This is a genomic window from Bradyrhizobium sacchari, assembly GCF_002068095.1.
In the GTDB taxonomy this organism is placed as follows: domain Bacteria; phylum Pseudomonadota; class Alphaproteobacteria; order Rhizobiales; family Xanthobacteraceae; genus Bradyrhizobium; species Bradyrhizobium sacchari.
In genome coordinates this window covers 41,817-67,821 of sequence record NZ_LWIG01000022.1, presented here as the reverse complement: position 1 = coordinate 67,821, position 26,005 = coordinate 41,817, and the positions used below count along the sequence as shown (strand labels likewise).

The 26,005-nt window shown below is 64.7% G+C and carries 22 protein-coding genes and 2 pseudogenes; 6 read left to right on the top strand and 18 right to left on the bottom strand.

Annotated elements, in window-relative coordinates:
* Positions 1–26 precede the first annotated feature (26 nt).
* The 3 genes from A5906_RS23435 to A5906_RS23425 all read left to right on the top strand — a co-directional run bounded on the left by A5906_RS23435 (position 27) and on the right by A5906_RS23425 (position 3,221).
* Positions 27–1,328, top strand: coding sequence for a lytic murein transglycosylase (locus A5906_RS23435; protein WP_080137660.1), 1,302 nt, complete (start codon positions 27–29; stop codon positions 1,326–1,328).
* A gap of 109 nt (positions 1,329–1,437) precedes the next feature.
* Positions 1,438–1,941, top strand: coding sequence for a DUF1993 domain-containing protein (locus A5906_RS23430; protein WP_080137659.1), 504 nt, complete (start codon positions 1,438–1,440; stop codon positions 1,939–1,941).
* A gap of 179 nt (positions 1,942–2,120) precedes the next feature.
* Positions 2,121–3,221 (top strand): alkene reductase, encoded by a 1,101-nt coding sequence (locus tag A5906_RS23425; RefSeq protein ID WP_080137658.1) that lies wholly within the window; start codon positions 2,121–2,123, stop codon positions 3,219–3,221.
* A 198-nt stretch (positions 3,222–3,419) separates the two neighbouring features.
* Here A5906_RS23425 and A5906_RS23420 read toward each other — a convergent pair whose 3' ends face one another.
* The 8 genes and pseudogenes from A5906_RS23420 to glpD all read right to left on the bottom strand — a co-directional run bounded on the left by A5906_RS23420 (position 3,420) and on the right by glpD (position 11,095).
* On the bottom strand, positions 3,420–5,162 hold the full coding sequence (locus A5906_RS23420) for an ABC transporter substrate-binding protein (RefSeq protein ID WP_080137657.1): 1,743 nt from the start codon (positions 5,160–5,162) through the stop codon (positions 3,420–3,422).
* Positions 5,163–5,292: 130 nt separating this feature from the next.
* A pseudogene (locus A5906_RS23415) lies at positions 5,293–5,494 on the bottom strand (DUF2160 family membrane protein); the annotation flags it as partial.
* A 1-nt stretch (position 5,495) separates the two neighbouring features.
* Positions 5,496–5,582 (bottom strand): annotated as a pseudogene (locus A5906_RS44855) (DUF2160 domain-containing protein); the annotation flags it as partial.
* 11 nt (positions 5,583–5,593) lie between these two features.
* The gene (locus tag A5906_RS23410) at positions 5,594–6,400 is read right to left on the bottom strand and encodes a carbohydrate ABC transporter permease (protein WP_080137656.1); all 807 of its coding nucleotides are present in this window, start codon (positions 6,398–6,400) and stop codon (positions 5,594–5,596) included.
* Complete coding sequence (locus A5906_RS23405) at positions 6,400–7,374, bottom strand: carbohydrate ABC transporter permease (protein WP_080137655.1); 975 nt, start codon at positions 7,372–7,374, stop codon at positions 6,400–6,402. The genes A5906_RS23410 and A5906_RS23405 overlap by 1 nt, the downstream gene beginning before the upstream one ends.
* Positions 7,374–8,459, bottom strand: a complete 1,086-nt coding sequence (locus A5906_RS23400; protein WP_080137654.1) for an ABC transporter ATP-binding protein — start codon at positions 8,457–8,459, stop codon at positions 7,374–7,376. The genes A5906_RS23405 and A5906_RS23400 overlap by 1 nt, the downstream gene beginning before the upstream one ends.
* Before the next feature lie 12 nt (positions 8,460–8,471).
* Complete coding sequence (locus tag A5906_RS23395; RefSeq protein WP_080137653.1) at positions 8,472–9,548, bottom strand: ABC transporter ATP-binding protein; 1,077 nt, start codon at positions 9,546–9,548, stop codon at positions 8,472–8,474.
* A complete protein-coding gene (gene glpD / locus A5906_RS23390; RefSeq protein WP_080137652.1) occupies positions 9,545–11,095 on the bottom strand; it encodes a glycerol-3-phosphate dehydrogenase in 1,551 nt (516 codons plus the stop codon). The genes A5906_RS23395 and glpD overlap by 4 nt, the downstream gene beginning before the upstream one ends.
* A 231-nt stretch (positions 11,096–11,326) precedes the next feature.
* Here glpD and A5906_RS23385 point away from each other — a divergent pair, with 231 nt between their 5' ends.
* Together A5906_RS23385 and A5906_RS23380 are read left to right on the top strand one after the other, a co-directional pair.
* Complete coding sequence (locus tag A5906_RS23385) at positions 11,327–11,611, top strand: type II toxin-antitoxin system Phd/YefM family antitoxin (RefSeq protein WP_080137651.1); 285 nt, start codon at positions 11,327–11,329, stop codon at positions 11,609–11,611.
* Entirely contained in the window at positions 11,608–12,033 is a 426-nt protein-coding gene (locus A5906_RS23380; RefSeq protein ID WP_080137650.1) for a type II toxin-antitoxin system VapC family toxin, read from the top strand. The genes A5906_RS23385 and A5906_RS23380 overlap by 4 nt, the downstream gene beginning before the upstream one ends.
* A 4-nt stretch (positions 12,034–12,037) precedes the next feature.
* Here A5906_RS23380 and A5906_RS23375 read toward each other — a convergent pair whose 3' ends face one another.
* Entirely contained in the window at positions 12,038–12,883 is an 846-nt protein-coding gene (locus A5906_RS23375; RefSeq protein WP_080137649.1) for a DeoR/GlpR family DNA-binding transcription regulator, read from the bottom strand.
* A 135-nt stretch (positions 12,884–13,018) separates the two neighbouring features.
* On the bottom strand, positions 13,019–13,705 hold the full coding sequence (locus A5906_RS23370; RefSeq protein WP_080137648.1) for an HAD family hydrolase: 687 nt from the start codon (positions 13,703–13,705) through the stop codon (positions 13,019–13,021).
* 154 nt (positions 13,706–13,859) lie between these two features.
* Here A5906_RS23370 and A5906_RS23365 point away from each other — a divergent pair, with 154 nt between their 5' ends.
* A complete protein-coding gene (locus tag A5906_RS23365; protein ID WP_080137696.1) occupies positions 13,860–14,312 on the top strand; it encodes a nuclear transport factor 2 family protein in 453 nt (150 codons plus the stop codon).
* A 114-nt stretch (positions 14,313–14,426) separates the two neighbouring features.
* On the opposite strand, the gene A5906_RS23360 is transcribed toward A5906_RS23365, so the two are convergent.
* The 8 genes from A5906_RS23360 to A5906_RS23325 form a co-directional block, all read right to left on the bottom strand.
* On the bottom strand, positions 14,427–14,618 hold the full coding sequence (locus tag A5906_RS23360; protein ID WP_080137647.1) for a hypothetical protein: 192 nt from the start codon (positions 14,616–14,618) through the stop codon (positions 14,427–14,429).
* A gap of 222 nt (positions 14,619–14,840) precedes the next feature.
* Entirely contained in the window at positions 14,841–15,251 is a 411-nt protein-coding gene (locus A5906_RS23355) for an acyl-CoA thioesterase (protein ID WP_080137646.1), read from the bottom strand.
* A gap of 21 nt (positions 15,252–15,272) precedes the next feature.
* The gene (locus A5906_RS23350; protein ID WP_080137645.1) at positions 15,273–17,369 is read right to left on the bottom strand and encodes a 3-hydroxyacyl-CoA dehydrogenase NAD-binding domain-containing protein; all 2,097 of its coding nucleotides are present in this window, start codon (positions 17,367–17,369) and stop codon (positions 15,273–15,275) included.
* A 2-nt stretch (positions 17,370–17,371) separates the two neighbouring features.
* Positions 17,372–18,655 (bottom strand): acetyl-CoA C-acetyltransferase, encoded by a 1,284-nt coding sequence (locus A5906_RS23345; RefSeq protein WP_080137644.1) that lies wholly within the window; start codon positions 18,653–18,655, stop codon positions 17,372–17,374.
* Positions 18,655–20,922, bottom strand: a complete 2,268-nt coding sequence (locus A5906_RS23340) for an acyl-CoA dehydrogenase (RefSeq protein ID WP_080137643.1) — start codon at positions 20,920–20,922, stop codon at positions 18,655–18,657. The genes A5906_RS23345 and A5906_RS23340 overlap by 1 nt, the downstream gene beginning before the upstream one ends.
* A 234-nt stretch (positions 20,923–21,156) precedes the next feature.
* A complete protein-coding gene (locus tag A5906_RS23335) occupies positions 21,157–21,780 on the bottom strand; it encodes a flavin reductase family protein (RefSeq protein WP_080137695.1) in 624 nt (207 codons plus the stop codon).
* Positions 21,781–21,957: 177 nt separating this feature from the next.
* Positions 21,958–22,557, bottom strand: coding sequence for a TetR/AcrR family transcriptional regulator (locus A5906_RS23330; RefSeq protein WP_080137642.1), 600 nt, complete (start codon positions 22,555–22,557; stop codon positions 21,958–21,960).
* 32 nt (positions 22,558–22,589) lie between these two features.
* Entirely contained in the window at positions 22,590–25,727 is a 3,138-nt protein-coding gene (locus tag A5906_RS23325; protein WP_080137641.1) for an efflux RND transporter permease subunit, read from the bottom strand.
* Between the last annotated feature and the right edge of the window lie 278 nt (positions 25,728–26,005).

Sequence of the window (26,005 nt, the reverse complement as noted above, 5' to 3'; positions counted from 1 at the left end):
ACGCCTGCCCTCCCCGCCGGAACCCCATGCTCCAGACCCGATTTGCGATCGCGGCCGTCGCGCTCCTCGCATGCTCCGCCACCGCCTCCGCCCAGTTCGCACCGCCGCCCGCAAGACCTGCGGCGCCCAAGGCCACCGCGCCGTCGCCGCGCGCGGCCTCGTGCCATAACGGCGCGAGCTTCGATCGCTTCCTCGCCGACGTGAAGCAACAGGCCGTCGCCGCGGGCGTCTCGCAACGCACGATCGCGGAGGCCTCGCCCTACCTCGTCTACGACCAGGGCATCGTCAACCGCGACCGCGGCCAGCGCGTGTTCGGACAGCTCTTCACCGAGTTCGCCGCACGCATGGCCGCACCCTATCGCATGCAGAACGGCCAGCAGCACATCAAGCAACATGCGGCTGCGTTCGCGCGCGCCGAAAAGGAATACGGCGTACCGCCGGCAGTGATCGCCGCGTTCTGGGGCCTGGAGAGCGATTTCGGCGCCAACATGGGCAATCTGCCGACGCTGAAATCGCTGGTCTCACTCGCCTATGACTGCCGGCGCTCGGAGATGTTCGTGAACGAGACCATCGCCGCGCTCAAGGTCATCGATCGCGGCGATCTCACGCCCGACGAGATGATCGGCTCCTGGGCCGGCGAGCTCGGACAGACGCAATTTTTGCCGACGCACTACGTCAACTACGCCGTCGATTACGACGGCGACGGCCGGCGCGATCTGCTGCGCTCGGAGCCCGACGTGATCGGCTCGACCGCGAACTACATCGCCAATGGATTGAAATGGCGGCGCGGCGAGCCGTGGCTGGAAGAGATCAAGGTGCCGCAAAACCTGCCATGGGAGCAGACCGATCTCACGGTGCAGCAGCCGCGCTCGAAATGGGCGCAGCTCGGCGTCACCTATCCCGACGGACGGCCGCTGCCGAACGACAATCTGCCCGCGTCCGTGCTGCTGCCGATGGGACGGACCGGTCCTGCCTTCATGGCGTATGCGAATTTCGCGGCCTACACCGAGTGGAATAACTCGCTGATCTATTCGACCACCGCGGGCTATCTCGCCACCCGCATCGCGGGCGCTGCCCCGATGCGCAAGCCGGTCGCGCCGGTCGCGCAGCTCCCGTTCAACGAGCTCAAGCAATTGCAGCAGCTTCTGGTCCAGGCCGGGTTCAATGTCGGCAAGGTCGACGGCGTGCTCGGCCAGCAGAGCCGCGCCGCCGTGAAGGCGATGCAGATCAAGTTCGGCCTGCCGGCGGATTCCTGGCCGACCGCCGAGTTGCTCGCCCGCATGCGTGGCGGCACGGCGCAGGCGCAGCCCCAGGCGACGATGCGGTAGAATTTTCGCACCGCACAAGCCGCTTGCGCGATTGTATTTTTCCATGAGGCCCCCATGTGACTGGCTCAGGTTTTCTCCTGAGATTTTCTCTCATTGAAGCGAGCATCACATGTCCTTTTACGACGCCGTCGTCCCTGCTTACTTGCAAATGCTGAACAGCCTCACCGGCCTGCTCACCAAGGCCGAGGCGCATTGCGCGGCGAAAAAGATCGACCCGAGCGTGCTGCTCGGCTCCCGCCTCTTCCCGGACATGCTGCCGCTGTCGAAGCAGATCCAGCTCGTCAGCGATTTCGCCACCAAGGGCTGCGCGCGCCTCACGCACAGCGAAGTGCCTTCGAATCCCGACACGGAAAAGACGTTTGAGGAGCTGAGGCAGCGGCTGGCGAAGACGATCGACTACGTCAAATCGTTCAAGCCCGAACAATTCGAGGGCGCCGAGGCCAAGGACGTCACCTTCCCGTCCGGGCCCGATAAGACCACGACCCTGAAGGGCCAGCAGTTCCTGAGCGCGTTTTCGCTCCCGAACTTCTATTTCCACGCCACGACCGCCCACGGCATCCTGCGCCACAACGGCGTCGAGATCGGCAAGCGCGATTTCATGGGCCTGAACTGATTTGCGAAATCGCACGGCGGCGTCAGCAGAAATTCACTGTCGCCGCCGGAATTGCACATGAATTATGCTACGCGGGCACTGCCGCGTAGCTCGCCTGCACTTTCCGTATGGCTCATCCCTTGCGTTGATTGCCGCGATGCACAAGTGTTCCGGACCTCTCACCGCCTGGAAGCATTCCCATGAGCCGTTCGACCAAATTGTTTGAGACCTACAAGCTCGGCCCGATCACGCTGGCCAATCGCCTTGTCATGGCGCCGCTGACGCGCAACCGCGCCGTGCCCGGCACGTTCGTACCCGGCGCGCTCGCCGCCGACTATTATGGCCAGCGCGCCTCCGCCGGCCTCCTGATCACCGAAGCAAGCCAGGTCTCGCAGCAGGGCCAGGGCTACCAGGACACTCCCGGCATCTACAGCAAGGAGCAGGTCGCCGGCTGGCGCAAGGTCACCGATAAGGTGCATGAGCGCGGCGGCAAGATCTTCATCCAGCTCTGGCACGTCGGCCGCATCTCGCATGTCGATCTGCAGGCGAATGGCGCAGCCCCGGTCGCGCCGAGCGCGATCCGCGCCAAGGGCAAGACCTTCGTGAACGGCGGCTTCGCAGACGTCTCCGAGCCGCGCGCGCTCGAGCTTTCCGAAATTCCCGGCATCATCGACGACTTCAAGCGCGCGACGAAGAACGCGCTGGAAGCCGGTTTCGACGGCGTCGAGATCCACGGTGCCAACGGCTATCTGCTCGAGCAGTTCGCCAAGGACGGCGCCAACAAGCGCACGGACGCCTATGGCGGCTCGATCGAGAACCGCGCGCGGCTGATGCTGGAAGTCTCCAAGGCCGTCGTGGCTGAGGCCGGCGCCGACCGCACCGGCATCCGCATTTCGCCGGTGACGCCGGCCAACGACATCTCGGATTCCAACCCGCAGGCCCTGTACGACCACATCGTCGATGGCCTCAGCGCGCTCAAGCTGGTCTATCTCCATGTCGTCGAGGGTGCCACCGGCGGGCCGCGCGACATCGCCCCGTTCGACTATGCGTCCTTGCGCAAGCGCTTTGCCGGCGCCTACGTCGCCAACAACGGCTACGATTTCGACCTCGCCAGCAAGGTGCTGGATGCGAACGCCGCCGACCTGATCGCCTTCGGCAAACCCTTCATCTCCAACCCCGACCTCGTCGAGCGGCTGAAGCGGGGCGCGGCGCTGAACGACTGGGACAAGAACACCTTCTACGGCGGCGGGGCCAAGGGCTACACGGATTACCCGACGCTGGCGGCCGAGCCGGCGGAGTAGCGGCGCCGTAGCTCCATCCTCCGTCATTGCGAGGAGCCACGGAGCGATCCAGACTGCCTCCAGGGAAAGACCCGGCTCGCTTCGCTCGCAATGACGTTGTGGTGACAGCTGCGCCACAAACAATAAAGGCCGGGATCGCTCCCGGCCTTTCGTTTTGGATGGATGGCCGGGTCAAGCCCGGCCATGACCTCTACGACGTCACTTCGCTTCCGCGCGCTTGGGCGGAGTGGCGGGCCACGACTTGATCAGGGTGTCGTAGTCGACCGTCTCGCCCTTCGGCTTCTCGTTGGCGAGCTTGCGCTGCGGGGCGATGGTGCCGTCCTTCTGGGCTTTGGCGAACCAGTACTCGGCCGTCTCCTTCTTGTGCAGCTTCGGACCGCAGGCGCCCTGCACGCCGGACTTCTCCAGGCGCTCCATCACGGAGTCCTGGGCAGCGGCCAGCGCGTCCATCGCGGCTTGCGGCGTCTTCGCACCGGACGACGCATCGCCGATGTTCTGCCACCACAGCTGCGCGAGCTTCGGATAGTCGGGCACGTTGTTGCCGGTCGGGGTCCACTGCACGCGTGCGGGCGAGCGGTAGAACTCGATCAGGCCGCCAAGCTTCGGCGCACGCTCGGTGAACGACTTGTCCCAGATGTCGGATTCACGGATGAAGGTGAGACCGACATGGCTCTTCTTCAGGCTCACCGACTTGGAGATGATGAACTGGAGATAGAGCCAGGCCGCCTTGCGGCGATCCGCCGGGGTCGACTTCAGGAGCGTCACGGAGCCGGCGTCCTGGTAGCCGAGCTTCATGCCTTCCTTCCAGTAGGCACCGTGCGGCGACGGGGCCATACGCCATTTCGGCGTACCGTCCGCGTTCATGACGGCGATGCCGGGCTTCACCATGTCGGCGGTGAAGGCGGTGTACCAGAACATCTGCTGGGCGATGTTGCCCTGTGCCGGAACGGGGCCGGCTTCAGAGAAGGTCATGCCCTGCGCCTGCGGCGGCGCATACTTCTTCAGCCACTCGAGGTATTTGGTGATCGAGTAGACCGCCGCCGGACCGTTGGTGTCGCCACCGCGCTCGACCGAGGAGCCGACCGGGCGGCAGCCTTCCATGCGGATGCCCCACTCGTCGACCGGCAGACCGTTCGGAATGCCCTTGTCACCGTTGCCGGCCATCGACAGCCAAGCGTCGGTGAAGCGCCATCCGAGCGAGGGGTCCTTCTTGCCATAGTCCATATGGCCGTAGACCTTGACGCCGTTGATCTCCTTGATGTCGTTGGTGAAGAACTCGGCGATGTCCTCATAGGCGGACCAGTTCACGGGCACGCCGAGCTCGTAGCCATACTTGGCCTTGAACTTGGCCTTGTAGTCGGGGTTGGTGAACCAGTCGTAGCGGAACCAGTAGAGGTTGGCGAACTGCTGGTCGGGCAGCTGATAGAGCTTGCCGTCCGGCCCGGTGGTGAACGACTTGCCGATGAAGTCGTTGACGTCGAGCATGGGATCGGTGACGTCCTTGCCCTCGCCGGTCATGTAATCCGACAGGATCACGGTCTGGCCGTAACGGAAGTGCGTGCCGATCAGGTCGCTATCGTTGATCCAGCCGTCATAGACGTTCTTGCCCGACTGCATCTGGGTCTGCAGCTTCTCGACGACGTCACCTTCCTGGATGAGGTCGTGCTTGAGCTTGATGCCGGTGAGCTCGGAGAACGCCTTGGCCAGCGTCTGCGACTCGTATTCGTGGGTCGTGATGGTCTCGGAGACGACGTTGATCTCCATGCCCTTGAACGGCTCGGCCGCCTTGGCGAACCACTCCAGCTCCTTCTTCTGGTCTTCCTTCGACAGCGTCGAGGGCTGGAATTCCGCGATCCACTTCTGGATCACGGCGTCGTCGGCAGCGCGGACCGGCGCCGAGACGGCGAACGATACCGCAACGATCGCAGCGGTGCTGGACATGGTCAGAAAACTGTTCTTGGTCAATGGACCTTTCCTTCTCCTAAACTGTCGCATGTTGTTCCTCCGTTGCAGCGACAAACTTTTATACAGGCCCGGGTTGGTCCCGGATCTGGCCGTTCCTTCGCGAGCTTCAGACCGTGCGGAAGATGAGCGCGGCCGTGACCAGCGAAATTCCTGATGCGAGCCACAGGCTCGAGATTTCAAAACCCTCCTCGCCGATCGGCAACGTGGCGATCGCGTCGGTGCCGACGAAGCCGATCCAGACGAGATGGATGACGGCCGCGGCGATCAGCGAGATGAACAGGCGGTCGCCGCGCGTGGTCGGAATACTGNCCACGTCATCACCGCCAGCGTGCAGGCCAGCGCGGCGAAGAAGATCGCGGTCGGCAGCGTCCAGGCCATCCATGCGATGGATTCCATTGATGCCTCCCTTACACGCGGCCGAGCGCGAAGCCGCGCGCGATGTAGTTGCGGACGAACCAGATCACCAGCGCGCCCGGAATGATGGTCAGCACGCCGGCGGCAGCCAGGAGGCCCCAGTCCATGCCGGCCGCCGAAACCGTACGCGTCATGATCGCGGCAATGGGCTTGGCCTGCACCGAGGTCAGCGTGCGCGCCAGCAGCAACTCGACCCAGGAGAACATGAAGCAGAAGAAGGCGGCGACGCCGATGCCGCTCGCGATCAGCGGCACCAGGATCTTGATGAAGAAGCGCGGGAAGGAATAGCCGTCGAGGAAAGCGGTCTCGTCGATCTCGCGCGGCACGCCGGAGACGAAACCTTCGAGGATCCACACCGCGAGCGGAACGTTGAAGATGCAATGCGCGAGCGCGACGGCCCACGGCGTGTCGAACAGCCCGATCGCCGAATAGAGGTTGAAGAACGGCAGCGCATAGACCGCCGCCGGCGCCATGCGGTTCGACAGCAGCCAGAAGAACAGATGCTTGTCGCCGAGGAAGCGGTAGCGCGAGAACGCGTAGGCCGCAGGCAGCGCCACCGAGATCGAGATGATGGTGTTGAGGACGACATATTCCAGCGAATTGATGTAGCCGGAATACCAGCTCTCGTCGGTGAAGATGCGCTTGTAGTGCTGCAGCGTCGGAGTATGCGGCCACAGCGTCATCGTCGAGACGATCTCGGCGTTGGTCTTGAAGCTCATGTTGACGAGCCAGTAGATCGGCAGCAGCAGGAAGACCAGGAACAGCCCCATGATGAGGCGGCGGCCGGGAATCGAATGCATCAGGCCACTCCTTCCTTTGGCTTGAGCGCCGGCACGGGTTTGAGCGCGGCCGAAGGCTTCGGCTCCGCCGCCGGCTCGCTCGAAGCCTGAACTTTGCGTTCGACACCGGCATTGGTCATGACGGTGTAGAAGACCCAGCAGACGATCAGGATGATGAGGTTGTAGACCAGCGACAGCGCCGCTGCCTTGCCGAGGTCGAACTGGCCGAGGGCGATCTTGACCAGCTCGATCGACACGAAGGTGGTGGAGTTGCCGGGCCCGCCGCCGGTGACGACGAACGGCTCGGTGTAGATCATGAAGCTGTCCATGAAGCGCAGCAGCACCGCGATCAGCAGCACGCGATTCATCTTCGGCAGCTGGATCGCCTTGAACACCGCCCAGCGCGAGGCGCCGTCGATCTGCGCCGCCTGGTAATAGGCGTCCGGGATCGACTTCAGGCCGGCATAGCAGAGCAGCGCGACGAGGCTGGTCCAGTGCCAGACGTCCATCACGATGACCGTGACCCAGGCGTCGACCTCGTTGGAGACGTAATTGTAGTCGATGCCAATGGCGTTCAGCACATAGCCGAGCAGGCCGATGTCGGGGCGGCCAAAAATCTGCCAGATGGTGCCGACCACGTTCCACGGAATCAGCAGCGGCAGCGCGAGGATGATCAGGCAGGCCGCCACGGTCCAGCCCTCGCGCGGCATCGACAGCGCGACGACGATGCCGAGCGGCACCTCGATCGCGAGGATCACCATCGAGAAGAACAGGTTGCGGCCGAGGGAGGCGAGGAAGCGGCCGCCGAGATCGGTCGAGGGATCGAGCAGCTCCTTGAACCAGCCGACACCGTTCCAGAAGAACTGGTTGTTGCCGAAGGTGTCCTGCATCGAATAGTTCACCACCGTCATCAGCGGCAGGACCGCCGAGAAGGCGACGACCAGGAACACCGGCAGCACCAGGAACCAGGCTTTTTGGTTGACGGTCTTGTCCATCAGGCGGCTCCCTCCACCAGAAGGCTGTCGGCATAGACGTGGACGTGCGACGGATCGAATTTCAGCCCGGCCGAGCCGTCCGAGCCCGCAAAGCCCGCCGGCGCGCGCGCCGCGAGCTTGGCATCGCCGAGGCGCGTTCGCGCGAAGCGGATGCGGCCGAGGTCGTCGATACGCTCGATCTTTGCGGTGAGCAGGCCGGGTCCGGGGGCGACGGCCTCCACGAATTCAGGGCGCACGCCGATCTCGATCTTCGCGCCGGCCGGAAGCTTGTCGTAGGCGCGGTTCAGCGCGATCACGTGACCGTCGATCACCGCCTCGCGTCCCCTCACCTCCGCCGGCAGGATGTTCATGCCGGGCGAGCCGATGAAATAGCCGACGAAGGTGTGCGCCGGCTTGTCGAACAGCTCGGCCGGCGTGCCGCTCTGCACGACGCGGCCGTCATGCATGACGACCACGGTGTCGGCGAAGGTCAGCGCCTCGGTCTGGTCGTGGGTGACGTAGATCATCGTGAGGTCGAGCTCGCGATGCAGCGCCTTCAGCTTGGATCGGAGCTGCCATTTCAGCTCGGGATCGATCACGGTCAGCGGCTCGTCGAACAGCACGGCGGCAACGTCGTTTCGCACGAGGCCGCGGCCGAGCGAGATCTTCTGCTTGGCGTCGGCCGTGAGGCGGGTCGCCTTGCGGTTCAGATAGGGTTCGAGATCGAGCAGGCGTCCGATCTCGGCGACGCGCCTGTCGATATCGGCCTTCGGCACGCCGCGGTTCTTCAGCGGAAACGCCAGGTTCTGCCCCACCGTCATAGTGTCGTAGATCACCGGAAACTGGAACACCTGGGCGATGTTGCGCTTCTGGGTTGACAGCGGTGTGATGTCCACGCCGTCGAACAGGATTTTCCCCCGCGACGGCGTGATGATGCCGGAGATGACGTTGAGCAGCGTGGTCTTGCCGCAGCCGGATGGACCGAGCAGCGCATAGGCGCCGCCCTGCCGCCAGGTCATGGTGACCGGCTTCAGCGCAAAGCTTTCCTGCGGCGCATCATTGCCGCCATAGGAATGGGCGAGATCGACGAGGTCAATGCGGGCCATGGCGCATCCCTCCTACGATCGAGGCGCAGCGACCAGGCGGTCGGCTGCGTCAAAGACGAAGACATCGTTCGGGTCGAGCACGGCATCGATGGTCTGGCCGGGCTCGAACTCGTGCACGCCGTGCAGCACCGCCACCCAGTTCGATCCGTCGCGGGTCAGATGCACAAAGCTCTCCGAACCGGTGATCTCGGTCACCGTCACCGTAGCATGGAAGGCGTGGCGATCGGCCTCGCCATTGGCAAGCGCAAGCTGATGGGCGCGGAAGCCGACGCGATAGGCACCGTCCGCCAGCGGCGAATAGAGGCCCGAGGCCGGCGACGCCGTACCGCCGGCATATTGTACGGTGCCGTTCTTCTTCTCGATGCCCACGAGGTTGAGCGGCGGATCGGAAAACACCTGCGCGACGCGCAAGGTCTGCGGCCGGCGATAGACGTTGGCGGTCTCGCCCATCTGCAGCGCCTGGCCCTCCCACATGCACACCGTGTTGCCGCCAAGCAGCAGCGCCTCTGTCGGCTCGGTGGTGGCATAGACGAAGATCGCTCCGGAGGCTTCGAAGATGCGCGGCAGCTCGGCGCGCAGCTCCTCGCGCAGCTTGTAGTCGAGATTGGCGAGCGGCTCGTCGAGCAGCACGAGATCGGCGTCCTTGACCAGGGCGCGCGCGATCGCCGTGCGCTGCTGCTGGCCGCCGGAGAGCTGGAGCGGGGTACGCTTCAGGAACGGCTCGAGCCTCAGCAGCTTTGCCGCCTGCGCCACGCGCGCCTCGATCTCCTCGCGCGGCTTGCCCTGCACGCGCAAAGGCGAAGCAATGTTCTCGTAGACCGTGAGCGAGGGGTAATTGATGAACTGCTGATAGACCATCGCGACCGAACGCTGGCGCACGTCGGCGCCGGTGACGTCTTTGCCGCCAACCAGCACCCTGCCCGTGGTCGGCTTGTCGAGGCCGGCGAGCAGCCGCATGATCGAGGTCTTGCCCGACAGCGTCGGCCCGAGCAGCACGTTGAGCGTGCCGCTCTCGAGCGTCAGCGAGACGTCGCGGATGTGCGGGACGCCTTCGACGGTCCGGGTCACGTGATCGAGTGTCACGCTCATGAGCGTCCTCCTGCTTCCAGCAGGGGAGTTTGCGGCACAGCGTGGCTCCTGATCCAGTCGTCCAAGGCGGCGATCTCGTCGGCACTTAGTCGCAGGCCGAGCTTGGAACGGCGCCAGACGATGTCCTCGGCGGTGACGGCCCATTCGTTGGCCATGAGATAGCGGACCTCGCGCTCGCTCAGCGTGGCACCAAAGGCCTGACCGAGATCGGCTGCGGATTTCGCGTCGCCCAGGAGCTTGATGGCGCGGGTGCCATAGGCCCGCGCCAGGCGCCGCGCATGTTCATGGCCGAGGAAGGGATAGCCGCGCTGCAGCTCCACGATCAGGTCGTCGATATCGGACACGTTCATATCGCCGCCGGGCAGCGGCCATTTACCGGTCCAGCCCTCGCGCGCCTTCGCGCTGCGCAGATAAGGCGCAAGGCGCTCCAGCGCCTCCTCGGCGAGGCGGCGGTAGGTCGTGATCTTGCCGCCATAGATCGACAGCAGCGGAGAACCGCCGGGCGTGTCGAGCTCGAACACATAGTCGCGCGTCGCGGCCTTGGCCTCGCTGGCGCCGTCGTCATAGAGCGGCCGCACGCCCGAATAGGTCCAGACCACGTCCTCCGGCTTCACGGGCTTCGCCAGATATTCGCTCGCGGCGGTGCAGAGATATTGGATCTCCTCGGGCGTTGCCTTCACCTTGGCGGGATCGCCGTCATAGTCGCGGTCGGTGGTGCCGATCAGGGTGAAATCGTCCTGGTACGGGATCACGAAGATGATGCGGCCGTCGGCATTCTGGAACATGTAGGCGCGGTCGTGATCGTAGAGCTTCTTGACCACGATGTGCGAGCCCTGCACCAGGCGCACCTTGGCTCTCGCATTCACGCCGGCGCCGCGGCCGAGCACGTCCTCGACCCAGGGGCCGCCGGCATTGACCAGCGCCCGAGCCCGGACCTGCGAGCGCTCACCGGTCAGCGTGTTGAGCATGCTGACGGTCCAGACCCCGTCGGCCTGGCGGATCTCGGTGGCGCGGGTGCGGGTGCGGATTTCGGCGCCCTTGTCGGCGGCATCGCGTGCGTTGAGCACGACGAGACGGGCGTCATCGACGAAGCAGTCCGAATATTCGAAGGCGCGGCTGTAGCGATTCGGGATCAGCGGCTTGCCGACCTCATCGCGCCGCAGGTCGACCGAGCGCGTGGCGGGCAGCAGATGACGGCCGCCGATATGATCATAGAGGAAGAGGCCGAGACGCAGCAGCCAGGCCGGGCGAAGGCCGGCGTGATGCGGCAAGACGAAACGCAAAGGACGGATGATGTGGGGCGCGATGCCCCAGAGGATCTCGCGCTCGATCAGCGCCTCGCGGACCAGCCGAAACTCGTAATATTCGAGATAGCGCAGGCCACCGTGCACCAGCTTGGTCGACCAGGACGACGTCCCGCTCGCCAGATCGTTCATTTCACACAGGAAAACCGTGTTGCCGCGGCCCACGGCATCGCGCGCGATGCCGCAGCCGTTAACACCGCCTCCGATGATGGCGAGATCGAAAATACGCTCCAACAGACGCATCCCCCGGCGACCGCCCGTTCCATCGAGCGGCTACTTTCGTTTTTGATTAGATCACACCAAAAAACGAAAGCAAGACGAAAGAGAGGCGAAGGGAAGTGAAAGAGGAACTTTTTGGTGGGCACTCGGATGAAGAAACGAGCAGCTTTGGAGGTGCTTCGAGGTGCAGCAGGAGCCTTGAGTGGCCGGTTACGCAGATTTATAGTCACAATAGTCACATTGGTTCTAGCTCGCATGGCCGATCGCAACGCTGCCCCCGACACGCTTCCGACTGATGACACCTGGACGCTTGCCAACGCCAAGGCGCGACTGTCCGAGGTGATCGACCGCGCCCAAACCGGCCCGCAGGTCATCACCCGTCACGGCAAGCCGAATGCCGTGGTCGTTTCCGCCGAGGAATGGGCGCGCAAGACCGCGCGCAAAGGCACCTTGGCCGAATTCCTGTTGGCATCGCCGCTGCGCGGCGCCGACCTCGACCTTGAGCGCGTGCACGACGCACCACGCGACGAAATGCCGTGAACCTGTTGCTCGACACCAACGTGCTCTCGGAGGTTCAGCGGCCCGCACCTTCGCCGAACGTTCTGGCGTGGCTGGATACGATCGATGAGGATCGCGCGTTCATCAGCGTCGCCTCAATCGCCGAGCTTCGCCGCGGCATTGCGTTGCTGGAGGATGGCCGCAGGCGCACAGCGCTGGCCGCCTGGCTTGCCCACGATCTGCCTGCGCGGTTCGCCCGACGGGTCCTGCCGATCGACCACGCCGTGGCGGAGCGCTGGGGCGACCTGATGGCGCAGAGCCGCAGAAGCGGCGTCGCATTGTCCGTTATGGACGGCTTCTTTGCGGCGACCGCGCTCGTCCACAATCTCACGCTCATCACACGCAACGTGAAGGATTTTGCGGCCTTCGGCGTTCTGCTGCTCAACCCCTGGGACGACGTCTAGGACCCTATCTCAGCCGCACCACCGGTGCGGCTTCGGGTGCCGCATCAGGAGCATCGGCCTGCGGATCATCGATGTCCGAGCCCTTCGGCATTGCTTCGACCACCTCGATGCCCTTGCTGTGGCAGATGGTGGCGAGGCGCTCCGGCAGTTCCTGATCGGTGACGAAGGTCTGGATCTGGGTGATGTGGGCGATGCGCACCGGGGCGCTGCGGCGGAGCTTTGTCGAATCGGCGACCAGCATGACGCTGCGGGCATTGGCGATGATGGCCTGCGCCACCTGCACCTCGCGATAATCAAAGTCGAGCAGCGCGCCCTCCTCGTCGATCGCGGAGGCGCCGATGATGGCGTAGTCGACCTTGAACTGGCCGATCAGCTGCGTCGCGGTCGAACCGACCACGGCGCCGTCGGCGCGCCGCACCGTGCCGCCGGCGACCACCACCTCGATGCGGGGATGGCGGTAGAGCAGCATCGCGACGTTGAGGTTGTTGGTGATGACGAGCAGGTCCTCGTGCGAAGTCAGGGCGCTCGCGACCTCCTCGGTCGTGGTGCCGATATTGATGAAGAGCGAGCAGCCGTTCGGAATCAACGACGCCGCGGCAGCCCCGATCGCCTTCTTCTCGTCGGCGGCGACGAAGCGGCGCGCCTCATAGGCGAGGTTTTCCACGCCCGAAGCGATGATGGCGCCGCCATGGATGCGGGTCAGCGACCTCCGCTCGCAGAGATCGTTGAGATCCTTGCGGATGGTCTGCGCCGAGACCTCGAACCGGCGCGCGAGCTCCTCGACCATGACGCGGCCGGAGGCGCGCGCGATGTTGAGGATTTCGGCTTGGCGATGGGTCAATCCGGTCACGGCAACGGCCTCAAATCAGAATGATGCATGGTGCGGCGGTTCGCGTCTTCGGTCAATGCGCGGGCCGATCACGGTTAACGGATGACGGGCCCTCGCCACGCCAATTCTTATCAAGCCATTTCTTACCAAGCAGCCTTACCAAGTCATGGCATTCGCAAGACGCGCGAGCAGCGCCGGATCGTCGAAGGCGCTCGCGGACGTGACCGCGCCTGATGCGACCAGGTCGGCATGGCTGAGGCTGGTCCTTATGCCGACGGTCGGAATTCCGGCCGCCGTGGCGGATTGCACGCCGGTGCGCGAGTCCTCGAATGCGATCGAGGTCTCCGGCCTCGCGCCGACGAAACGCAGCCCTTCCTGATAGGGTAGCGGATGCGGCTTGCCGTGCGGCAGCTCGGCGCCGATCACCAGCGCCTTGAAGCGATGCGTGATGCCGAGGCCGGAGAGCAGCAGCTCGGCGTTGAGACGCGGCGCATTGGTCACGGCGACCATGGGGATGCCGGCGGCGTCGGCCCGGTCGAGCAGCGCCATCAGCCCCGGCAGCGGCGCGATCTGGCCGGCCACGAGCGCACGGAAGACCTCCTCCTTCTCGTCGAGGATCGCGGCGCGCCGCTCCGGCGCCTCGTGGGGCAGAAAGCGCTCCCCGATCGCGACATTGGCAAAGCCTTGCAGCTCCCTGGAGAAGCGCGCGTGATCGAAGACATGGCCGTGAGGGCCGAGCACCTGGTTGAACGCCTTCAAATGCAACGGATCGGTGTCGGCAAGCGTGCCGTCGATGTCGAACAACAACGCCCTGCCCATCGCATCATAGCTGGCCTCGATCATTTCCGTACTTTCCCAACTGCGCGGCGCATCGATGCGCGAGACGTATCAATACAGCCTCGATCGCGCAATGACGCATCCACATGACGACAATGCGGCACTCGACAAAGCCGCGCGCGGCTGCAACACTCCGGCCAAGACCAAAAAGGAGGAAACGATGACGATCAATCGACGCGATCTGGCTCTCTCGACTCTCGCCGTGTCGGCGCTCGCGCTCACAACACCGGTGCTGGCGGCATCAAGCGACGAAGACGCCGTGGCGAAGAAGGTCGAGGCCTTCCGCCTCGCCCAGATCGCGGCCGACCCGAAGGCGCTCGGTGCGCTGTGCTGGGACGATCTGAGCTACAGCCATTCCAGCGGCAAGGTCGAGGACAAGGCGACCTTCATCACCAATGCCACCGACGGCAAATCAAAGTTCCTGTCGATCGAATACAAGGACCCGACCATCAAGGTCGTCGGCCCCGCCGCGATCGTGCGCTTCCACTGGCTGGGCGAGCAGGAAATGGCGGCCGATGGGAAAAAAGTATCGACCAACCTTCACATCCTGATGAACTGGCAGAAGCAGGGCGACGAGTGGAAGCTCCTGTCGCGGGCAGCGACGAAGTTGTGATTGACGCCGTCATTCCGGGACGCGCCGACTGCGCGCCCGGAATCCATTGGTCGGCAATTTCTGCAGCATGATAGATTCCGGGCTCGCGCTCCGCGCGCCCCGGAATGACAGCAACTAAGCCGCCTCCCTCACATCGCCGTTAACCAACTTGCGCGCGGCGCGCTCGGCTTCGCGGGCGTTGCGGAAGAGTTGGCCTTCGAGACGGTTGAACTGGTGAGACGCGGCGAAGAAGCGGTAGCCGCCCTGACCGCGAACAACGATGCCCGCAGTCTCTGAATTCACTTCGATGATGTAGCTGTCCGGCATGCCCGTAGATTCCTCAATGCGGGCAGATAACAGTATCTCTGCCCAAAGGTTCCTGAGGGCAAATCAACCGGTTTCCACCCCGAATCGACGTGCAAATCAGTACGCCGGGACCTCATCCGTTTTATGACCCGTTCTTGGCAAAGCCGCGACAGGCTGACTCGGCGGTGCCGCGTTTCGTGAACCGCAAGTTTTCGTGTGATCGGACGCAAAAGGCTCGCGAAATTACGTCGCGATCGTTGTGTCGGGGGAACGCACCTCTTGCGGCCGGCCATGGTCGTCGATCGAGACATAGGTAAAATTGCCATCGGTCACGAGAAACGGATGTTCCTCCCTGCGACGCAGCGCCCAGGCTTCGAGATGCACGGTCATGGACGTACGCCCGACACGCACGAGATTGGCATAGACCGAAACGAGATCGCCGACATAGACCGCTTTTCGAAAGTTCATCGCCTCGATCGCAACCGTGACCGTGCGCGACTTCGCGACCTTCGATGCGAACACGCCGCCGCCGACGTCCATCTGGCTGAGCAGCCAGCCGCCGAAGATGTCGCCGTTCGCATTGGTGTCGGCCGGCATCGCCAGCGTGCGGATGCAGAGATCGCCGCTCGGCCCGGTATTGGCTTGCTCGTTCATGCCTCTCTCACTTGAGATTGCTCACTTGAAATTGTCCCAGCCTGGATCGGGCGCAAAACGCTCGCCGAATCGCTCGGCCAGCGCACGCAGGGTGGATACGATGTTTTCCACGCCGCGCGTGCGGGCATAGTTCAGCGGACCGCCACGGAACGGTGCATAACCCGTGCCGAAGATCATGGCGCCGTCGACCGCATCAGGATCGTCGACGATGCCCTCGCGCAGCGCCGCGACGCAGACATTGGAGATCGGCAGCACCAGGCGGTCGATCATCTGATCGGTGACGCGCGGGCCGGTCTCGGGGGGCTGTGCCTTCTCCGCCTTGCCGTCCTTCCAGGTGTAGAAGCCCTTGCCGGTCTTGCGGCCGAGCTCGCCTTTGGCAACCTTCTCGCGCAGCCAGGCCGGCGTCGGCGGCAGCAGATCACCAAACTTCGTGCGCAGCATGTTGCCGACGTCGAGGCAGATGTCGAGGCCGACCTGGTCGGCGAGCTCGATCGGTCCCATCGGCATGCCGAACTGCTCGGCCGCAGCATCGATCAGGCGTTGGTCGATCTTCTCGTCCAGCATCACCATGGCTTCAAGCATGTACGGCGTCAGCGCGCGGTTGACGAGGAAGCCGGGCGAACTCTTCACCGCGAGCGGCAAACGATCGATCGCGCCGACGAAGGCGAGCGCCTCCTTCTGCACTTGTGCATCGTTGCCGTCATGGCTGACGACCTCGACCAGCTGCAGCCGCGAGACCGGATTGAAGAAATGCAGGCCGACCAGCCGCTCCGGCCGCGTCAGCGTGGTGCGCAGATCCTGAAGCGGAATGCTCGATGTATTGGTCGCGAGAATTGCGCCCGGCTTCATCCGCGGCTCGAGGCCGGCATAGATCTTCTGCTTCAGCTCGAGCTTCTCCGGCACCGCCTCGATGATGAGATCGGCGTTGCGGACGCCCTCGCCGCCCATGTCAGGGATCAGCCGATCGAGCGCGTCGCGCACGTCGGTGGGCTTGCGGATGATCTTGCCATAGAGCTCGGCCGCGCGCTTGACCGCGCCTGCGATCGGCTCCGCCTTCATGTCCGCAAGCGAGACGCGCAGCCCCTGCCCCGCACACCAGCCCGCGATGTCGCCGCCCATGGCGCCGGCGCCGACGATGTGGACATGCTTCACCGTGTTGCCGGAGCCTGCCGCCTTCTTCATCTGCTCGCGCAGGAAGAACACGCGGATCAAATTCTGCGCGGTCGGCGTCACCATCAGCTTGGCGAACGAGGCCTGCTCGGCCTTCAACATCGCGGCCTTGCTGCCGCCATGGGTCTCCCAGAGGTCGATCAGCGCGTAAGGCGCGGGATAGTGCTCACGGGGCGCAGCTTTTGTCGCCTCCGAGCGCATGCGCTTGGCCAGCAACCCCCGCACCGATCCGATGTTGGCCGCACGCGTCAGCAGCCCCGGCTTGGCCCGCTTCAGTCGACCGAACAGCGCATCCCTCACCGCGCCCAGGACGTGGCGCTCCTGCGTCACGGCGTCAACGAGGCCGAGCGATTTGGCGCGGCGCGCATCGATGGTGCGGCCGGTCAGCATCAAGGCCATCGATTGGGTCGGGTTGACCAGCGCGGTGAACCGCGCAGTGCCGCCGAGACCGGGATGCAGGCCCAGCATCACCTCCGGGAAGCCGAAGCGCGCCCTGTCGATGGCGATACGTGCCTGGCAGGCCAGCGCGACCTCGAGCCCGCCGCCGAGACAGAAGCCGTGGATGACCGCGACCGTCGGCAGTTTCAGCGCTTCCAGATGATCGACCACCGCATGCGCGGCGCGGATGCGCGCCTCGACCACTTCAGGGTCGGTCGCGCCGCGGAATTCGTTGACGTCGGCGCCGGCAATGAAGCCGGACGGCTTTGCGGAGCGGATCACAAGGCCGGCCGGGCGCTCGGTTTCGATCGCCGCGAGCGCGGCGTCGAACTCCTCCATCACGTCCGAGGACAGCGTGTTGGCGCTTGTCTCGGCGCGGTCGAACAGCAGCCAGGCAACGCCGTCGGCATCGCGCGTCAGCTTGAAGTGCTTGTAGGGGCCATCGGTCGCGGGCTGCGGCCCGAGCGTCAGGAGGCGATCGCCGAGCGCGGTCATGATTTTGGAATCCATGGTCACACCGCCTCGATCAGCATGGCGCCGCCAAGCCCGCCGCCGATGCACTCAGTGGCGACGCCGCGCCGCGTGCCGAGCCGCTTCATCGCGTTGACGAGATGCAGCACGATACGGTTGCCGGATGTGCCGACGGGATGGCCGAGCGAGATCGCGCCGCCATCGACATTGAGCCTTTCACGATCGATTTCGCCGGCGGCACCGTCGAGGCCAAGGATCTCGCGGCAGAAAGTGTCGTCGTTCCAGGCGGCGAGGCAGCCGAGCACTTGCGTCGCAAAAGCCTCGTTCAGCTCCCAGGTCTCGACGTCCTTGATGGTGAGGTCGTTGCGCTGAAGCAGCGGCGTCGCCGACATCACGGGACCGAGACCCATGATGCTGGGATCGAGCGCGGCCCAGTGGCTGTCGACGATCACGGCCTTTGGCTCCAGCTTGTGCTTGGCTACAGCCGCATCGGAGGCGAGGATCACCCAGGAGGCGCCATCGGTGATCTGCGAGGAATTGCCGGCGGTGACCTGGCCCCAGGGACGTTCGAACACGGGCTTCAGTTTCGCAAGAGACTCGGCCGTCGAGTCCGGCCGCACGCCGTCATCATGATCGAAGAACTTGCCGTCGCGGGAGAAGGCGGTCTCGACCTCGCCCCTCAGAAAACCCTCGGCCTGCGCGTGGGCGAGCCGGCGATGGCTCTCGGCGGCGTAAGCATCGGACTGCGCGCGGGTGATACCGAAGAGATGGCCGACGACCTCGGCGGTCTGGCCCATGTTCAGGTCGGTGACGGGATCGGTCAGCCCGCGCTCGAGGCCGATGATCGGCTTGAGATAACGCGGCCGAAGCTTGAAGGCGGCGGCGAGCTTCGCCGCCACGCCCTTGGCGGTGGCCAGCCCGGCGAACCAGCGCACGCCGGAATTCGGCCAGACCAGCGGCGCGTGGCTCAGGGCCTCGGTGCCGCCGGCGAGGATCATGTCGGCATGGCCTTCGCGGATGTAGCGATAGGCGGTGTCGATCGACTGCATGCCGGAGCCGCAATTGATCTGCACGGTGAAGGCGACCATATCCTCGCCCATGCCGAGCCGGAGCGCGGCGACACGGGCCGGGTTCATCTCGTCCGCGATCACGTTGACGCAGCCGAGAATGACCTGGTCGAAATCGTCAGGCGAAAACGGCTGGCGAGCCAAGAGCGGCCGTCCGCATTGCACGGCGAGATCAACTGGGGTGAACGGGCCCGGTCCCGAACGCGCCTTGAGAAACGGCGTCCGGCTGCCGTCGACGATGAAAACCGGTCGTGCCATCAGCTTGCCGCCCTCTGCTCACCGAGTTCCTGGAAGAACTGATGCACGTCGGCGGCTTTCCTGTAAATCGGCGACAGCGCCTCCGGCGCAAAATCGTCGACCTCTATCACTTTTGTGACGGCTTCGTGAGCCGCGGCGAGCTGCTCGCCTTCGGCCTGCGTGATCACACCCTTGGCGACGGCATCCTTCCAGTCGCGAATATGAGCCGCGCGCATTCGCCTGGCGATGGCGTCGATCGCTGCAACCAGCTTGAACGCGCGCTCCAGCCGGGCAAAGCCGCCGTCGTCGTCGACATGAGCGAGATCTGGCGTGAGGCGTTCGCGCGCGGCCGAGGGCTCCAGCACGATGCCAGCACATTGGCGCACGACGCGATCGGACGGGCCGAGCACGCGGGCGCCGAACGGCTGGACCACGAGCTTGAGGAAGCCAGCGACAAAGCGATTGGGCAGATTGGCGAGGATTTCGGCAAGCCGGTTCTCGATCGTCTTGAAGCCGGTCGCCATGCACCATTCAAGCGCGGCAAAGTCCTCCTTCTGCCGGCCCTCGTCCTGCCAGCGCTTCAGCACCGCCGAGAGCAGATAGAGCTCGGACAGAATGTCGCCGAAGCGCGCCGACAGCATCTCCTTGCGCTTGAGCGCGCCGCCGAGCGTCAGCAGTGCCATGTCCGCACAGAGGGCAAAGGCCGCGGAGTAACGCGAGAGCTGGCGATAGAATGGCGTGGCATCGCCTGCATCGGGCGCCATTGCGAAAGCGCCATAGGTCCAGCTCCGGCCGAAGGCGCGGAACAGCGTCTGAAAACTGTGGCCGACGTGCTTCCAGAACGCCGTGTCGAAGGCAGTGAGCCCGCGCTCACGATCGGTATCCGCCAGCGCGTTCATCTCGTCGAGCAGATAGGGATGGGCGCGGATGGCGCCCTGCCCGAACACGATGAGATTGCGGGTGAGAATGTTGGCGCCCTCGACCGTGATCCCGACGGGCACGGCGCGATGCAGATTGCCGAGGTAGTTTTGCGGACCGTCGATCACGGCCTTGCCGCCGTGGATGTCCATGGCATCGTCGACCGCGATGCGCATCCGTTCGGTCGCGTGCAGCTTCATGATGCCGGAGATGACGGCAGGATGAACGCCGGCATTGAGCGCGGCGCAGGTCAGTCGCCGCGCCGCATCGAGCTGATAGGCGGTGGCGACGATGCGGGCGAGCGGCTCCTCGACGCCCTCGAACTTGGAGATGGAGATGCCGAACTGCTCGCGGATGCGGGCATAGGCGCCGGTGGTGCGCGCGGCATAGGCGGCGCCGGCCGCGGACAGCGAAGGCAGCGAAATGCCGCGGCCGGCGGCGAGCGCCGTCATCAGCATCTTCCAGCCCTGGCCGAGGCGTTCCTTGCCGCCAATGACATAGTCGAGCGGAACGAAGACGTCGCGGCCCCGGTTCGGGCCGTTCTGGAACACCTGCATCGAGGGCAGATGGCGCTGGCCGATCTCGACACCGGGCAAGTTCGTCGGGATCAGCGCCAGGGTGATGCCGAGTTCTTCCTGGTCACCGATAAGATGATCGGGATCATAGGCCTTGAAGGCGAGACCGAGCAGCGTCGCGACCGGGCCGAGGGTGATGTAGCGCTTGTGCCAGTTGAGGCGGAGGCCGATGACCTCGCGGCCCTCGAAAATGCTCTTGCAGATGATGCCGGTGTCAACCATCGAGGCGGCATCCGAGCCGGCCTCGGGGCTGGTAAGGCCGAAGCAGGGAATGTCGCGGCCGTCGGCGAGCCGCGGCAGCCAGCGATCCTGCTGCTCTTTCGTGCCGAAGCGCATCAAGAGCTCGCCGGGCCCGAGCGAGTTCGGCACCATCACCGTGACGGCGGCGGCGATCGAGCGGGTCGAGATCTTGCGCACCACTTCCGAATGCGCATAGGGCGAGAAGCCGAGGCCGCCAAACTCCTTCGGGATGATCATGCCGAAGAACTTCTCGCGCTTGACGAAGTGCCAGACGTCCTGCGGCAGATCGCGCCACTCCCAGAAAATCCTCCATTCGTCGAGCATGGCGCAGAGCTCCTCGACGGGGCCGTTGAGGAAGGCCTGTTCCTCGTCGGTCAATCTGGCCGGCGCGATTTTCAGCAATTTCGACCAGTCGGGATCGCCAGTGAAAAGATCGGCATCCCACCAGACGTCGCCCGCCTCCAGCGCCTCGCGCTCGGTGTCGGACATCGCCGGCAGCACGCCGCGCGCCCAGGAGAAGATCGGCTTTGTGATGGTGTCGCGGCGGAAGCTCATGGCGGACCTCATGGATCGGCGCGGTGACAGGGCATTTTAGCGGAAAGTGGCGGGGGTGCGTGAACACTTCACGGGCAAAACGAAGCGAATTGACGCGGCCGGGCGGCCGTCCAGACCATAACGGCCGGGGCGTGGGGGCAGTTCCGGGAGGGTTGAGGTGCAATGTCTCTCGGCGTCATTCCGGGGCGCGCCTCTTGGCGCGAGCCCGGAATGACTGCGTCGAGAGAGCCCGGCCTAATCCGGCCGGACCATCTCGAACATGTTTTCCGGCTTGATCTCAAAGTAATCGCCGCGGCGGCCGGCGCGGACGATCGGGCGGGCGGCGGCGGTCTGGTAGACGCCGTCCTTGATCATGGCCTTGTCGATGTGGACGGCGACGACCTCGCCGAGCGTCAGCCAGGCATCAGCCTCCTTGCCGTTGGCACCCTTGAGGCGGACGATGTCGGACACCTTGCACTCGAAGGCGACGGGGCTCTCGCCGACGCGCGGCACGTTGACGAGCTTGCCGGGCACGGCGGTGAGGCCCGCGATCTCGAACTCGTCGACCTCAGGGGCGACATGCGCGGCGGTCGCGTTCATTTGCTTGGCAAGGTCCATGGTGGCGAGATTCCAGACGAACTCCCGGGTCTGCTCCATGTTCGCGACCGTGTCCTTCCAGTTGGTGGAGGAGAAGCCGATGATTGGGGGCACGTAGCAGAAGGCGTTGAAGAAGCTGTAGGGCGCGAGGTTGACGTGGCCCCCGGTGTCGCGGGAGGAGATCCAGCCGATCGGCCGCGGCGCGATGATGGCGTTGAAGGGATCGTGCTTGAGGCCATGGCCCTTGGAGGGCTCGTAGAAGTGAAGGTCTTTGTCGGTCACGCGCTGCTTCCTTTTCGTCATTGCGAGCGCAGCGAAGCAATCCAGAATCCCTCCGCGGAGACAGTCTGGATTGCTTCGCTGCGCTCGCAATGACGGAGTTTGTTGATCCGCCGTTTGCCGCCGCCAACCGGTCAGTCGGGCGGTCGGGCTGTTTATAGGAGGAAATCCGCCCGCCCGTCAGTGGCGCGGCGACAGACCCGCGATGACGAAATCGATCATCTGGTCGATGGTCGGGCCCGGCTTGGTGGCGCACTGGGCGATCATCTGGGGGTGGAAGAAGCGCATCATCGCGGTGCAGGCGCACAGCGAGGCCAGTTGCAGGTCGGGCGCCTCGAACTCGCCGGTGGCCGCGCCCTGCGCGATCATCTGGCCGATCACGCCGGCAATGCACTCCATATGGGCGACGCAGACATCCCAGTCCTCCTCCATCGCGATCGCGACCATCTCGTGCAGTTTGTTGTCGCCGACATAGCGTTCGGTGTTCATGCGATGGATGGTGGTGAGCAGCTCGCGGAAGCGCGGGAGCACCGGACCGGGCCTGGCCACGATCCGCTGGGCCTCCAGCTCGACCTCGCCCATCAGGCCCCGCGCCACCGCCTGGTGGATCGCCTTCTTCGATTCGAAGAAGCGATACACGTTGGCGGGGCTCATCCTGAGCTCCTTGGCGATGTCGCCGACCGTGGTCTTCTGGTAGCCGATCTGGCGGAACAGCCGCTCGGCCACCTCGAGGATGCGATCCCGGGTGTCGACTTCGATATGTTCCGAAACAAGGGCCATCAGTCAGACTCGTTGGTCAGCACTCTTCTCATTTATTCAGCCGCTTCAGCAAGCGGAATTGCGTGCTGATCATCGCTCCCATGCTGCGGCGCGGCAGGCTGCTCGGGAGTGCCCGCCTCGTCCAGGCTCTTCCTGAACCACAGGGCATAGAGGCCCGGCAAGTACAGCAGCGTCAGGAAGGTCGCGACGAACAGGCCTCCCATGATCGTGATCGCCATCGGGCCCCAGAAGGCCGAGCGCGACAGCGGGACCATGGCCAGGATGGCGGCGAGCGCCGTCAGGACCACGGGGCGGGCCCGGCGGACGGTCGCCTCCACGATCGCCTCGCGCCGGGTCAGCCCGTGGCTGACGTCGGTTTCGATCTGGTCAACCAGGATGACCGTGTTGCGCATGATCATGCCGGCGAGCGCGATCAGGCCGAGCAGCGCCACGAAGCCGAACGGGGCGTTGGCGACGTTGAGGCCGAAAGAGGCACCGACGATGCCGAGCGGCGCGGTCAGGAACACCAGGATCAGGCGCGAGAAGCTCTGCAGCTGGATCATCAGCAGTGTCAGCATCACCATGACCATTACCGGGAAGAGGATGAAGATCGAGGCGTTGCCCTTGGCGGATTCCTCGAACGCCCCACCCGGCTCGATGCGGTAGGCGGGCTCGAGGTGATCCTTGATCGCCTTCAGCTTCGGCGTGATCTGGTTGGTGATGTCGGGCGCCTGCACGCCATCGACGACGTCCGAGCGTACGGTGATCGCCATGTCGCGGTTACGCCGCCACATGATCGGCTCCTCATGGGCATATTCGATCTTGGCGATCTGCTGCAGCGGCACGGCGACACCATTGCGCGAGGTGATGGTGAGGTCGCCGACGCCGCCGAGGTCGAGGCGCTCGGACGGGATCGCACGGGCGACCACGCCGACCTTCTCGATGCCGTCGCGCACGGTGGTGACCTGCGAGCCCGAAATCAGCATCGCGAGCGCCTGCGAGACGTCCTGCGGGGTCAGGCCCATGGCGCGGGCGCGGTCCTGGTCGACGACGAGCTTCAGGTAGGGCGACTGCTCGTTCCAGTCGAGCTGGACGTCCTTGACGCTCTTGTTCTGCCGCATGACGTCGCGGACCTGGTAGGCGATGTCGCGCACCTTGTTGGCATCGGGGCCGATCACGCGGAATTGCACGGGGAAGCCGACCGGCGGACCGAAGTTGAAGCGATCGACACGCACGCGCGCCTCGGTCAGGAAGCCGTCGGCGGCCGCGTTCTCGATCTTGGCCTTGATGCGCTCGCGCGCCTCGACGCCCTTGGCGACGATGACGATCTCGGCGAAGGCCTCGTTCGGCAGCTGCGGGTTGAGGCCGAGCCAGAAGCGCGGCGAGCCCTGGCCGACATAGGACGTATAGGTCTCGATGTCCTTGTCGTCCTTGAGCAGGGTCTCGGCCTTCTTCACGGCCTTCTCGGTGACGTTGAACGCGGTGCCCTCGGGCAGGCGCAGTTGCAGGAACAGTTCGGGCCGCTCCGACAGCGGGAAGAACTGCTGCTGGACATGGCCGAAGCCGACGATCGAGGCGACGAAGATGCCGACGGTCGCGGCCACCACGGTGATGCGGTGGTTGACGCACCATTGCACGATGGCGCGCAGGCCGCGGTACATGCGGGTCTCGTAGACCGCATGCGGATCGTGGTTGTGGTGCGCCTTCATCTCCGGCAGCAGCTTGACGCCGATATAGGGCGTGAAGATCACCGCCACGAACCAGGAGGCGACCAGCGCGATCGCCACGATCCAGAAGATGCTGCCGGCATATTCGCCGACCGCCGAATTGGCAAAGCCGATGGGGAGGAAGCCAGCGGCCGTGACCAGCGTTCCCGTGAGCATCGGGAACGCAGTGGATTCCCAGGCAAAGGACGCCGCGCGCATGCGGTCCCAGCCCTGCTCCATCTTCACCACCATCATCTCGACCGCGATGATGGCGTCGTCAACGAGCAGGCCGAGCGCGATGATCAGCGCGCCGAGCGTGATGCGGTGCAGGTCGAGCGACATCGTGTTCATGACGATGAAGACGATGCCGAGCACCAAGGGCACCGACAGCGCGACTACGATGCCGGTGCGCCAGCCGAGCGCTAGAAAAGAGACGAACAGCACGATGACGAGCGCTTCCATGAAGGAGTGCACGAACTCGCCGACGGCGTGCTCGACCACTTTGGGCTGGTCGGCGATCAGCTTGACGTCGATGCCCTGCGGCACCGCCTTCATGAACTCGGCCGTGGCCTTCTCGACCTGCTTGCCGAGCTCGAGGATGTTGGCGCCCTTGGCGGTGACGACGCCGATGCCGATCGCGGCCTTACCTTCCTGGCGGACGACGAAGCTCGGCGGATCGACATAGCCGTGGGTGACGGTGGCGATATCCCCTAAGCGGAAGACGCGACCGTTGCTCTCGACCGGCGTTTCGGCGACCGCCTTGGCGCCGTCGAGCGCGCCGGTGACGCGCAGCGGCACGCGCTGCGAGGAGGTCTCGACCGTGCCGGCCGGGGTCACGTTGTTCTGCTTGGCGAGCGAATCGAACAGCGCCTGCGGCGTGATGCCGAGGGTGGCGAGCTTGGCGTGGCTGAACTCGACGAAGATGCGCTCATCCTGGTTGCCGTAGACGTCGACCTTGGTGACGCCCGGTACTTTCAGCAGGCGCTGGCGAAAGCCTTCGGAGACCTTCTTGAGCTGGGCATAGTCGGCGCCGTCGCCGGTCATCATGTAGAGGATGGAATCGACGTCGGAGAACTCGTCGTTGACGACGGGCCCGAGAATGCCGGACGGTAACTGACCCTGCACGTCGACCAGCTTCTTGCGCAGGAGATAGAAGAGATAGGGCACATCCTTCGGCGGCGTGCTGTCGCGGAAAGTGACCTGGAGCGCGGTGAAGGCGGGCTTGGAGTAAGTCTGCACCTTCTCGAAATAGGGCAGCTCCTGGATTTTCTTCTCGATGGGATCGGCGACCTGGGTCTGCATCTCCTGCGCGGTCGCGCCGGGCCAGATCACGGAGACGTTGACCACCTTCACCGTGAAGAACGGATCCTCGGCGCGGCCGAGCTTCTCATAGGAGAAGAAGCCGGCGACGCCAAGCACGAGCATCAGGAAGAGAACCAGTGTCGGATGGCTGACGGCCCAGGCCGAAAGGTTGAAGCGCTTCATCGCACTCTCCGAAGGTCGATCCAGTTAAAAACGACAGCCGCTCTGTTCAAACCGTCGTCGCGAGGCAGCGAAGCAATCCAGGGGGCTGGGCAGGTTCTGGATCGCTTCGCCGCTTCAGCCCCGAGCATTTGCGCTTGGGCCGAAACTCGCCTTGCACGACGTAACTCACTTCGCGTGTCATTCCGGGATGGTCCGAAGGACCAGACCCGGAATCTCGAGACTCTCAGGTGCGCAATTGCGCGCCATAGTTCGGTGCTCCGCACCGCCCCGGAATGTCA

Excerpts from the sequence above, each read along its gene's own strand:
- A5906_RS23355 (WP_080137646.1), bottom strand. The coding sequence starts at position 15,251 with ATGAACGAGCAAGCCAATACCGGGCCGAGCGGCGATCTCTGCATCCGC.
- A5906_RS23420 (WP_080137657.1), bottom strand. The coding sequence starts at position 5,162 with ATGTCCAGCACCGCTGCGATCGTTGCGGTATCGTTCGCCGTCTCGGCG.
- A5906_RS23360 (WP_080137647.1), bottom strand. The coding sequence starts at position 14,618 with ATGCCGGACAGCTACATCATCGAAGTGAATTCAGAGACTGCGGGCATC.
- A5906_RS23410 (WP_080137656.1), bottom strand. The coding sequence starts at position 6,400 with ATGCATTCGATTCCCGGCCGCCGCCTCATCATGGGGCTGTTCCTGGTC.
- A5906_RS23340 (WP_080137643.1), bottom strand. The coding sequence starts at position 20,922 with ATGAGCTTCCGCCGCGACACCATCACAAAGCCGATCTTCTCCTGGGCG.
- A5906_RS23370 (WP_080137648.1), bottom strand. The coding sequence starts at position 13,705 with ATGATCGAGGCCAGCTATGATGCGATGGGCAGGGCGTTGTTGTTCGAC.
- A5906_RS23400 (WP_080137654.1), bottom strand. The coding sequence starts at position 8,459 with ATGGCCCGCATTGACCTCGTCGATCTCGCCCATTCCTATGGCGGCAAT.
- A5906_RS23345 (WP_080137644.1), bottom strand. The coding sequence starts at position 18,655 with ATGGCACGACCGGTTTTCATCGTCGACGGCAGCCGGACGCCGTTTCTC.
- A5906_RS23365 (WP_080137696.1), top strand. The coding sequence starts at position 13,860 with ATGACGATCAATCGACGCGATCTGGCTCTCTCGACTCTCGCCGTGTCG.
- A5906_RS23405 (WP_080137655.1), bottom strand. The coding sequence starts at position 7,374 with ATGGACAAGACCGTCAACCAAAAAGCCTGGTTCCTGGTGCTGCCGGTG.
- A5906_RS23330 (WP_080137642.1), bottom strand. The coding sequence starts at position 22,557 with ATGGCCCTTGTTTCGGAACATATCGAAGTCGACACCCGGGATCGCATC.
- A5906_RS23425 (WP_080137658.1), top strand. The coding sequence starts at position 2,121 with ATGAGCCGTTCGACCAAATTGTTTGAGACCTACAAGCTCGGCCCGATC.
- A5906_RS23435 (WP_080137660.1), top strand. The coding sequence starts at position 27 with ATGCTCCAGACCCGATTTGCGATCGCGGCCGTCGCGCTCCTCGCATGC.
- glpD (WP_080137652.1), bottom strand. The coding sequence starts at position 11,095 with ATGCGTCTGTTGGAGCGTATTTTCGATCTCGCCATCATCGGAGGCGGT.
- A5906_RS23350 (WP_080137645.1), bottom strand. The coding sequence starts at position 17,369 with ATGGATTCCAAAATCATGACCGCGCTCGGCGATCGCCTCCTGACGCTC.
- A5906_RS23395 (WP_080137653.1), bottom strand. The coding sequence starts at position 9,548 with ATGAGCGTGACACTCGATCACGTGACCCGGACCGTCGAAGGCGTCCCG.
- A5906_RS23325 (WP_080137641.1), bottom strand. The coding sequence starts at position 25,727 with ATGAAGCGCTTCAACCTTTCGGCCTGGGCCGTCAGCCATCCGACACTG.
- A5906_RS23385 (WP_080137651.1), top strand. The coding sequence starts at position 11,327 with ATGGCCGATCGCAACGCTGCCCCCGACACGCTTCCGACTGATGACACC.
- A5906_RS23430 (WP_080137659.1), top strand. The coding sequence starts at position 1,438 with ATGTCCTTTTACGACGCCGTCGTCCCTGCTTACTTGCAAATGCTGAAC.